The organism is Pseudomonas bananamidigenes (assembly GCF_001679645.1).
In the GTDB taxonomy this organism is placed as follows: domain Bacteria; phylum Pseudomonadota; class Gammaproteobacteria; order Pseudomonadales; family Pseudomonadaceae; genus Aquipseudomonas; species Aquipseudomonas bananamidigenes.
In genome coordinates this window covers 85508-95028 of the sequence record NZ_LRUN01000058.1, presented here as the reverse complement: position 1 = coordinate 95028, position 9521 = coordinate 85508, and the positions used below count along the sequence as shown (strand labels likewise).

Annotated in this window: 11 protein-coding genes and 1 pseudogene; 6 read left to right on the top strand and 6 right to left on the bottom strand. The window is 61.7% G+C overall.

Features of this window, described 5'->3' with window-relative positions:
- Positions 1–188: 188 nt before the first annotated feature.
- The 6 genes and pseudogenes from BBF94_RS20675 to BBF94_RS20650 form a co-directional block, all read right to left on the bottom strand.
- Positions 189–1528: pseudogene (locus tag BBF94_RS20675) on the bottom strand (ATP-binding protein).
- Between the two features lie 168 nt (positions 1529–1696).
- Positions 1697–2146: a Spy/CpxP family protein refolding chaperone gene (locus BBF94_RS20670; protein WP_065260825.1), complete on the bottom strand. Its 450-nt coding sequence runs from the start codon at positions 2144–2146 to the stop codon at positions 1697–1699.
- A 138-nt stretch (positions 2147–2284) separates the two neighbouring features.
- Entirely contained in the window at positions 2285–2962 is a 678-nt protein-coding gene (locus BBF94_RS20665) for a response regulator transcription factor (protein WP_065260824.1), read from the bottom strand.
- A 7-nt stretch (positions 2963–2969) separates the two neighbouring features.
- On the bottom strand, positions 2970–3380 hold the full coding sequence (locus tag BBF94_RS20660) for a translation initiation factor 2 (RefSeq protein ID WP_065260823.1): 411 nt from the start codon (positions 3378–3380) through the stop codon (positions 2970–2972).
- Between the two features lie 109 nt (positions 3381–3489).
- Entirely contained in the window at positions 3490–3789 is a 300-nt protein-coding gene (locus BBF94_RS20655; RefSeq protein WP_065260822.1) for a YciI family protein, read from the bottom strand.
- 1 nt (position 3790) lies between these two features.
- Positions 3791–4387, bottom strand: a complete 597-nt coding sequence (locus tag BBF94_RS20650) for a septation protein A (protein ID WP_065260821.1) — start codon at positions 4385–4387, stop codon at positions 3791–3793.
- 87 nt (positions 4388–4474) lie between these two features.
- On the opposite strand from BBF94_RS20650, the gene BBF94_RS20645 reads away from it, so the two are divergent.
- The 6 genes from BBF94_RS20645 to rluB all read left to right on the top strand — a co-directional run bounded on the left by BBF94_RS20645 (position 4475) and on the right by rluB (position 9361).
- Positions 4475–5338: a PHP domain-containing protein gene (locus BBF94_RS20645; protein WP_065260820.1), complete on the top strand. Its 864-nt coding sequence runs from the start codon at positions 4475–4477 to the stop codon at positions 5336–5338.
- Positions 5339–5351: 13 nt separating this feature from the next.
- The gene (locus BBF94_RS20640; protein ID WP_141676609.1) at positions 5352–5981 is read left to right on the top strand and encodes an L-threonylcarbamoyladenylate synthase; all 630 of its coding nucleotides are present in this window, start codon (positions 5352–5354) and stop codon (positions 5979–5981) included.
- Positions 5982–6101: 120 nt separating this feature from the next.
- A complete protein-coding gene (locus tag BBF94_RS20635) occupies positions 6102–6800 on the top strand; it encodes a segregation and condensation protein A (protein WP_176704486.1) in 699 nt (232 codons plus the stop codon).
- Between the two features lie 11 nt (positions 6801–6811).
- The gene (gene scpB / locus BBF94_RS20630) at positions 6812–7801 is read left to right on the top strand and encodes an SMC-Scp complex subunit ScpB (protein WP_065260817.1); all 990 of its coding nucleotides are present in this window, start codon (positions 6812–6814) and stop codon (positions 7799–7801) included.
- Positions 7802–7803: 2 nt separating this feature from the next.
- Positions 7804–7995 carry a DUF1289 domain-containing protein gene (locus tag BBF94_RS20625; RefSeq protein ID WP_065260816.1) on the top strand — a complete coding sequence of 64 codons (192 nt, stop codon included), beginning with the start codon at positions 7804–7806 and terminating at the stop codon, positions 7993–7995.
- Positions 7996–8149: 154 nt separating this feature from the next.
- Complete coding sequence (rluB, locus tag BBF94_RS20620; RefSeq protein ID WP_065260815.1) at positions 8150–9361, top strand: 23S rRNA pseudouridine(2605) synthase RluB; 1212 nt, start codon at positions 8150–8152, stop codon at positions 9359–9361.
- Positions 9362–9521 lie beyond the last annotated feature (160 nt).

Sequence of the window (9521 nt, the reverse complement as noted above, 5' to 3'; positions counted from 1 at the left end):
GGAGAGGGGACTGATTGGGGGATGCTTCAGAGGTCCGCCGACTTGAAAGAACTAGGCCGAATCCGGAATTGACTCGGTTCGGGTGCTTTGTCAGATCCATAATCGACTCGATCTTTCAGGTCGATGTATGACGTAAGACACCTCGGTCGGCCCCCTCTCCCTTTGGGAGAGGGCTGGGGTGAGGGCTCTTACGGTTGGACCACAATCCCAGGCTCCAACGGCAACTCAAGACTGGCCACAAACCCGCCCTGCGGGTGATTGGCCAGCACCAGCGTCCCGCCATGGCGCTCCGCCGCACGCCGGGCGATTGCCAGGCCCAGACCATGCCCGGCAGCGGTTTGCCCCGGTGCCCGATAAAACGGCTCGCCCAACTGGCTCAAATGCTCGGCCTGCACCCCCGGGCCATGGTCGCGCACGCTGACCACGATCCGCTCGCCTTGTCGCGAGGCTTGCAATTCGATCGACTGCCGACCGGGTTGAAGCGCTGGGCGTTGCGCAGCAGGTTGTCCACGGCGCGTTCGATCATGGTCGGCCAGCCTGTCAGATTGAGCTGCGGTTCGGCCTCCAGGCGTACGGTCTGCTCCGGCGAGCCGAGTTGCGCGTCCTTTTGCAGGGTGCCCAGCAGGGCATTCAGATCCACGGCTTCAGCGCTGGCGTTGTCGGCGTCGACCCGCGCCAGCACCAGAATTTCACTGATCAAGGCTTCCAGCCGATCGCATTCGCGGGTAAGACGCGGCCAGAGTTTTTCCCGTTCTTCCGGGCTCGCCCGTTCCGCCAGTGCCAGGGCGATGCGCAGACGTGCCAGCGGTGAGCGCAACTCGTGGGACACGTCGCGCAGCAACTGGCGCTGGCTGCCGATCAGGCTTTGCAGGCGTGCGCCCATGCGGTTGAAGTCGTTGGCCAGCACGCCGAACTCATCGCGGCGGTTGGCCAGTTTCGCCAGGCTGTTCTGCTGGTAGGTGGTCTGCCCCAGATCGTGCACCGCGCCGCGCAAGCGGTTGAGCGGGCGGGTGATGGAAAAGGTCACCAGCAGGCTGAACAGGGTCAGTACCACCAGCGCGATCCCCAGCGCGCTCAATGGCCAAAGCAGGCTTTCGCGGTGCCAGGCGTCGAGTTCCGGGTGCGGGATGCGATAGATGAACAGGTAGGTATCACCGGTCTTTTCGCTGGTGAATTCATCGGTCAGGCGCCGCCAGGGCAGGCGCCGGTCGTCGTTGTTCTGCCGTGCTTCAAAGGCTGCCGCGCGACGGGGGAAGGTGCCGCGTACCACCGGGTCGCCGCTTTCGTTCAGCACTTGCACGTCGATGTGATACTGACGTTTACGTTGCTGGAGGATGTCCTGGGCGGCGTCTTCACCCTGGGATTCGTAGGTCTGCGTCCAGTCGGCGGCCAATGTGTTGAGGCCCGGATGGCGGCTGAGGATCCAGGCGTCCTGATTGAGCATGTGCCCCAGCAAAATGGAAAGCCCCGCAACCAGGGCGATGGCCAGCCAGAAGCTTGCGAGAATACGCCAGAACAATGAACGCACAATGATTCCTCAGAACAAACACAAAACCCTGTGGGAGCGAGCTTGCTCGCGATAGCGGTGTATCAGACAAAGCTGAACTGTCTGACATAACGCCATCGCGAGCAGGCTCGCTCCCACATTGGACTGGATATAAAAAGACCCGACGGTGTGAACCGTCGGGTCATTACATTATTGCGCCTTTTGCGGTTGTTGCGCTTTCCAGGCCTTGAACTCGGCCCATTCGGCGCGACGCTCGGCCTGTTTCTTCTGGATCTCGTCGAATTTCTTCTGTTGATCCGGTTTCAGCACGGCGCGGACATCGGATTCGGCCTTCTTGTGGTTGGCCGCCATCTCGTCTTTCATGGCTTTCTGGTCGGCCGGGGAGAGTTTCTCCAGGTATTTCTCGACCGTCTGCTTACGTTCGTGCATCTGCTCGCCCATGATCTTGCGGATCTGCTCGCGCTGTTCGCGGGAGAGGTCCAGCTGGCTGTACGGACCTTTGCCGTGCATACCGTGCATCTGACCGCCGTGGTGCCAGCCACCATCAGGCCCGCCCATCGGGCCGCCATCCTGCGGCACAGCCATGGCGACGGTTGGCAGAGCTGCAGCGAACATCAGAGCGATAAGGGTCTTGCGCATGGTGTATCTCCTTGTCTCGTTCCCGGTACGTTCCGGATGGGTACAGATTACGGAGATCAAGGTCAGCGGCGGTCAGCGCTGGGTAAAGCTTGGGTAAAGACGCTTTGTCATCGAACTGACAAAGCGTCCGCAGAAACGCTAGAGGCTGTAGTAGTAGCCACGGCTGCGCAGGGCCACGATGCGCGGGCGGCCGTCGGCGTGGGGGCCGATCTTCTTGCGCAGGTTGCTGACGTGCATGTCCAGGCTACGGTCGTACAGGGTCAGCTTGCGACCCAGGGCGATCTGCGCCAGTTCCTGCTTGTCCAGCGGCTCGCCCGGTTGTTTGAGCAGGGCTTCGAGCAGACGGCTTTCGGATACGGTGAGGGTGAATTCCTTTTCGTCGATGCTGACCACGCCGCGCACCGGGCTGAAACTCAGGTCGCCCAGCTCCAGCTGGGTCGACACGGCGGCCGGGTGGCTGCGACGCAGCACGGCGCGCAGGCGGGCGGTGAGTTCGCGGGGATCGCAGGGTTTGGCCAGGTAATCGTCGGCGCCCAGTTCCAGACCGAGGATCCGGTCCAGCGGCTCGCCGCGGGCCGAAAGCATCACCACCGGCAGATCGGCATGGTCGTTGCGCAATTGCTTGAGCAGTTCCAGACCGCTGCCATCGGGCAGCATCACGTCCAGCACCACGGCAGCGGGGGCGGATTCGGCCAGAGCCTTGCGGGCGCTCTGGCCGTCGTGGCAGGCACGGACCTGAAAGCCTTCCTGGCTCAGCCAACTGCTCAGAAGCTCACACAGCTCCTGGTCATCATCAATCAGTAACAGCTCGCTCATGACTCACTCAATTTAGCCATTGTCGACGTTTTCGACTTGCACCACTGGCAAAGATACCGCAGAGCAGGGCCAATAGCGCTACCCCGGCGCCGGTGACGAACCATTGCTGCTGTTCGGTCAGCAGGCGCGGCACGGGGCTGGCCTGGGCTTCCTTGAGTTGCAGCTTCAGACGCTGGTTCTCCTGGCGCAGCCGGGCAAGCTGGGCGCTTTCGCGGGTGTTGTCGGCATTCTGCAGTTGTTTGCTCAGTTCTTCGCGCTGCTGCTCGCTGGCTTTCAGGCGCTGCTGCAACTCGGTGATCTGGCTACCGGCGCTCAAGGACAACGGCGTGGAATAGCCGCTTTCGGTGCTTTCCTCACCATGGGCGGGCGCCATGATCGACAACGTGACCAGCATCAGACACAACGGACCCTTGCGCATAGTGACTCCTGTTTCCAAATGGATATTGGGCAGGTTGTCGGCCGGCAAACGAGAATAATGAGCGATTGAGAACGCGATGAACCGACAAGGTTCATCGCGCGGGGAAGGATTACGGCAGGACTTGCTTGAACGGCTTCACGACAACGTTGGCGTAGACACCGGCGGCGATGTACGGATCGGCGTCGGCCCAGGCTTGTGCCGCATTCAGGGAGTCGAATTCGGCGACGATCAGGCTGCCGGTAAAACCCGCCGCGCCCGGATCATTGCTGTCGACCGCCGGATGCGGGCCGGCCAGCACGATGCGGCCTTCGCCCTTGAGCACCTGCAGGCGTTCAAGGTGCGCCGGGCGGGCGGCGAGACGCGCGTCCAGAGAATTGGCGACGTCGGTGGCAATGATGGCGTAGAGCATGTCAGTCCTCGGTTTTTGGCGTTGTGGTATCGGCGTCGTGCAGGTGACGGGACAGGTAGATGCCCTGGCCCACCAGGAACAGCACGGTCATGCCCAGGCTGCCGAACACCTTGAAGTCCACCCAGATGCTCTGGAAGGTGAAGGCAACGAACAGGTTGGCGGCGCCGCAGAACAGGAAAAAGGCGATCCAGGCGATGTTCAGGCGGGTCCAGACCGGGTCCGGCAGGGTCAGGGCGTGGCCCATGATGCGCTTGATCAGCAGGCGGTCACCGATGAAGTGGCTGCCGATGAAGGCCAGGGCGAACAGCCAGTTGACCACCGGGGCTTTCCATTTCAGGAAGGTTTCGCTGTGGAAAGCCAGGGTCAGGCTGCCGAACACGAGGCAGGCGATCAGGGTCAGCCACTGGCTCTTCTCCAGCTTGCGCTGCTTGATGAAGAGCGCGCCGTAGACCACCAGAGAGCTGACGATCAGCATTGCGGTGGCGCTGTAGATACCGCCGACGGTCAACTCGTGACCGGCGACATCGACGGTACGGGGGTCGAGTTTGTAGACGATGAAGAACAGCAGAAGCGGGATGAAATCGATGAATTGTTTCACAGTGAGAGCCAGAAGCTGGATGTGGCGGCATAATAACAAACATATGGGCGCGCGATAGCGCCAGCTGATTTGAGGTTACACAACCCCGTGAATGTCGATTTGCACTGCCACAGCACGGCCTCCGATGGTGCCCTGGCGCCTGCGGCACTGGTTGCGCGTGCGTTCGAGAACGGCGTGCGAATCCTGGCCCTGACCGATCACGATACCGTCGAAGGCCTCGCCGAGGCGCGTGTCGCTGCCGAAGAGCTGGGGATGCAACTGGTCAACGGCGTCGAACTGTCCTGCACCTGGGGCGGGGCGACCATTCATGTGCTGGGTTATGGCTTCGACGTCAACGCCGCGCCGTTGGTCGAGGCGATTGCGAAGTTGCACGATGGCCGCTGGCTGCGGTCTGAAGAAATAAGCCGCAAGCTCGCCCTCAAGGGCATGCCCGGCGCACTCGACGGCGCACGGCAGATCCAGCAGGAGCTGGGCGACAGCGGCAACGCGCCGGCCCGTCCGCATTTCGCCGACTGGATGGTGCGCGAAGGATTCGTCAAGGACCGCGCCGAGGCGTTTCGCAAATGGCTCGGCGCCGGCAAGCTTGGGGACGTCAAGCAACACTGGCCGACCCTCGATGAAACCGTCGGCACGCTGCGCGCCGCCGGGGCCTGGGTCAGCCTGGCGCATCCCTGGCACTACGATTTCACCCGCAGCAAGCGCCGAAAGCTGATTGCCGACTATATTCAAGCGGGCGGACAGGCGATTGAAGTCGTCAACGGTTATCAGCCTGCGGAACAGGTAGGCAGCCTGGCGATCCTTGCCCGTGAGTTCGGTCTGCTGGTCAGCGCCGGCAGTGATTTTCATGGCCCTGGAGGCTGGTCGGAGATCGGCCAGTACCGGCCGCTCCCTGAGGACCTTCCACCCCTGTGGTGTCGGTTCAAACATGACACAGTTATTGCCGCCGTCTGAACAGGTAGAGAATGTGAGCCAATTTTTCCAGATTCATCCGGAAAACCCGCAAGCGCGCCTGATCAAGCAGGCGGTCGAGATCATCCGCAAGGGCGGGGTGGTGGTCTATCCAACGGACTCTTCCTACGCAATCGGTTGCCAGATCGGCGACAAAACGGCGATCGAGCGTGTCCGGCGCCTGCGTCAGCTCGATGAAAAGCACAACTTCGCGCTGATCTGCAGTGATCTGTCGCAACTGGGCAATTACGCCAAGATCGACACCGGCACCTTCCGGATTCTCAAGGCCCATCTGCCGGGCCCTTACACCTTCATTCTCAACGCCACCCGCGAAGTGCCGCGACTGTTGCTGCACCCGAAGAAGCGCACCATCGGTCTGCGGGTGCCCAGCCACCCGATTGCCCTGGCGCTGCTGGCCGAGCTGGGTGAGCCATTGATGAGCGTGACCCTGATCATGCCCGGCGATGAAGACCCGCTGAGCGATCCTTACGAAATGCGTCAATTGCTTGAGCATCAGGTCGATCTGATCATCGACGGCGGTTTCGGCGGCATCAAGGCCTCCACCGTGATCGACCTGACCGGCGACGATCCGGAAGTGGTCCGCGTCGGTTGCGGCGATCCTGCGCCGTTCATGGTCGAGGCCTGAATGTCCGCAGTCGAAACCGTCGATCCCCAGGCCGGTGCCCAGCAGGAACTGCCGTTTGCCATGGTCTATGGCCAGGCCGTCACGGAGATGCCGCTGGACCTGTACATCCCGCCGGACGCGCTGGAAGTCTTCCTCGAAGCCTTCGAAGGCCCGCTCGACCTGCTGCTGTACCTGATCCGCAAACAGAACATCGACATCCTCGACATTCCGGTGGCGGAAATAACCCGTCAGTACATGGGCTATGTCGAGCTGATGCAATCGGTGCGCCTGGAGCTCGCCGCCGAATATCTGGTGATGGCCGCGATGCTGGCCGAAATCAAGTCGCGGATGCTGCTGCCCCGGGCCGAAACCGTCGAGGACGAAGAGGAAGACCCGCGCGCCGAGCTGATCCGCCGCTTGCAGGAGTACGAGCGCTTCAAGGTGGCCGCCGAAGGCATCGACGGGCTGAGTCGGGTCGGTCGCGATGTGATCGTGCCGAAGCTCGAGGCCCCTCAGGTGACCGTGCGCAAGTTGCTGCCGGATGTGGCGCTGGAAGAAATACTGATGTCCATGGCCGAAGTGTTGCGCCGTGGCGACATGTTCGAAAGTCATCAGGTCAGCCGCGAGGCGTTGTCCACCCGCGAACGCATGAGCGATGTGCTGGAACGGCTCAAGGGCGGCGGCTTTGTGCCGTTCGTCGAGCTGTTCACCGCCGAGGAAGGTCGGCTCGGTGTGGTGGTGACCTTCATGGCGATCCTTGAACTGGTCAAGGAGTCCCTGGTCGAGCTGGTGCAGAATGAGCCGTTCGCCGCGATCCACGTGCGAGCCCGAGTCGAATAACGAGTCTGAACATGAACCTGACTGAACCCCGCGAGCTGGCGCCCCTGCTTGAAGCCTTTCTGTTGGCCTCGGGAAAGCCGCAAACCCTTGATCGACTGTACGAATTGTTCGAGGAAGGCGAACGACCGGAGCCACCGGTCTTCAAGAAAGCCCTGGCCCTGCTGGAAAAGTCCTGTGAGGGGCGGGCATTCGAGCTCAAGGAGGTGGCCTCCGGCTATCGTCTGCAGATTCGCGAGAAATTCGCACCGTGGGTCGGTCGTCTATGGGAAGAACGCCCGCAACGTTATTCCCGGGCCCTGCTGGAAACCATGGCGCTGATCGCTTATCGCCAGCCGATCACCCGAGGCGAGATCGAGGACGTACGGGGCGTGGCGGTCAACACCAACATCGTCAAGACTCTGATCGAGCGTGAATGGATCCGTGTCGTCGGCTACCGTGACGTGCCGGGCAAACCGGCGATGTTCGCCACCACCAAGGCGTTTCTCGATCATTTCAACCTCAAGAGCCTCGATGAGTTGCCACCGCTGGCCGAATTGCGTGAGATCGAACCGGACCCGGTGCTCGACTTCGACGATGCCCCGGTCCCCACGGGGCTGCAGGAACTGGCCGATGCCAGCGCCGGGCAGGAAGAGCCGAAAGAGGAAACCAGTTTCCACACATTGCTGCTCGAACTGGACAGCATGGAGGAGGGAATCAAGACCGACTTCGATGATTTGCTGCGGGATGTGGCAGATGGCGAGTCGGTGTCGTCCGGTTTCGAGACCGATCCGGCCAGACTATCCGTCGATGTTGAATTCGAAGCGGAGCCGGAGGCTGAGCCCGATCTTGAGCCTGAGCCTGAAGAAGACGTCCTCGGTGTTGCCGAAGCCCGGGAGAAATTGCTGGCTGCCGTCGCCCGGCTTGAACAGCCGGCTGCCGATGAAGAACTGAGCGAAGAAGAAGCCGAAGCCCGGGCACTGGCCGAAGCCATTGAAGCCGAGCGCCGCGAGTTCGAGGATTGAGCATGAGCTCGACCAAAGACCCGTGCATCAGCCTCTGCAAGTTCAGCGATGACATCTGCCTAGGGTGCGGCCGCAGCAAGCGCGAGATCAGGGCCTGGAAGAAACTCGACAAGGATGACAAGCGCACGGTGCTGGCCGAGGCCGCACTGCGCCTGATCAGACTCGGTGCCACCGGTCGGCGGAAAAAGAAATAACCTGGCCGCGATCGGCTAGTCTCTGATGCGCGCGCGGACACATCCGCGTATGATTCGCGACCCTTCGGCGATCCCTTCGCCCGAAAACCCAGATTTCAACGATTCAGCGGCTCAACTCAGGGCCGTTGAACAGATCACACCGGGAGGTGCCCAGATGAGTGACAATCAGAAAGACGACCAGGAAATTCGCCCGGCAGGCGAAAAACTGCAAAAGGTCCTCGCCCGTATCGGCGTCGGCTCGCGCCGTGACGTCGAAGCGTGGATCAGCCAGGGCCGGATCAAGGTCAATGGCACAGATGCCACCCTCGGCCTGCGTGTCGACATGCACGACGCCATTACCATCGATGGCAAGGTCATCAAGCGCGAAGAGGCGGCCGAATCGGTCCGCCGCGTGATCATGTACAACAAGCCCGACGGCGAGATCTGCACCCGCGACGACCCGGAAGGCCGCCCGACCGTGTTCGACAAGTTGCCACGCCCGAAAGAAGGGCGCTGGATCAATATCGGTCGCCTCGACATCAACACCACCGGCCTGCTGATGTTCACCACTGACGGCGAGCTGGCCAACCGCTTGATGCATCCGTCCTTCGAGATGGACCGAGAGTACGCCGTCCGTGTTCGTGGCGAAGTCGATGACGAGATGATCGAGCGTCTGAAGGCCGGCGTCGTGCTGGAAGACGGCCCGGCGCGTTTCACCGACATTCAGCAGGCACCGGGCGGCGAAGGCTTCAACCACTGGTATCACTGCGTGGTGATGGAAGGTCGTAACCGTGAAGTGCGTCGCCTGTGGGAATCCCAGGGCCTGGTGGTCAGCCGCCTGAAGCGCGTGCGTTTTGGTCCGGTGTTCCTCAATTCCGATCTGCCGATGGGCCGCTGGCGCGAAATGAGTCAGTACGAAGTCGACGTGCTGAGCGCCGAAGTCGGTCTGACACCCGTGGCGCTGCCGCAGTTGAATGCCAAGAGCAAGGACAAGCTCGAGCGTATGCAGCGCAAGTCGTCGCGACCGATGGCTCGCACCGAGCGCGTGCGCACACTGCGTCCGGCAAACGGTGCACCGGCTGCTGCCGGCCCGCGCCCGGCGCGTGAGCCGCAGATCGAAGGCGAGCGCCCGGCTCGCAAGCCTGCGGTGCGTCCTGAAGGTGAGCGTGCACCACGCGCTCGTACCGATCGCGGTGAAGGTCGTGCGCCTGCCGGTCGCGGTACGCCGGTGGCGGATCGTCCGGCCGATACCAAGCGTCCGGCCAAACCGGCACCGAAGCGTCCAGGCATCAGGCTGGCTGACGATGACAAGCCATCGGGCAAACGCCGTGGCGCACCTGCCGGTTCCGGCCAGCGTCCGGGGTTCGGTCGCAAGAAGCCGGAATAAGGCAGCTGCAAGTTTCGAGCGGCAAGCCTCAAGCTGAAACAGAAAACGCCAACTCTTGGAGTTGGCGTTTTTTTTGGACTTTTTATTTCTTTTTTTTTGAGGTGTTTTTTCTTGTTTTACAACAGAAAACTTAACGGCTTTCAAATAGTTAGCCAGCTAA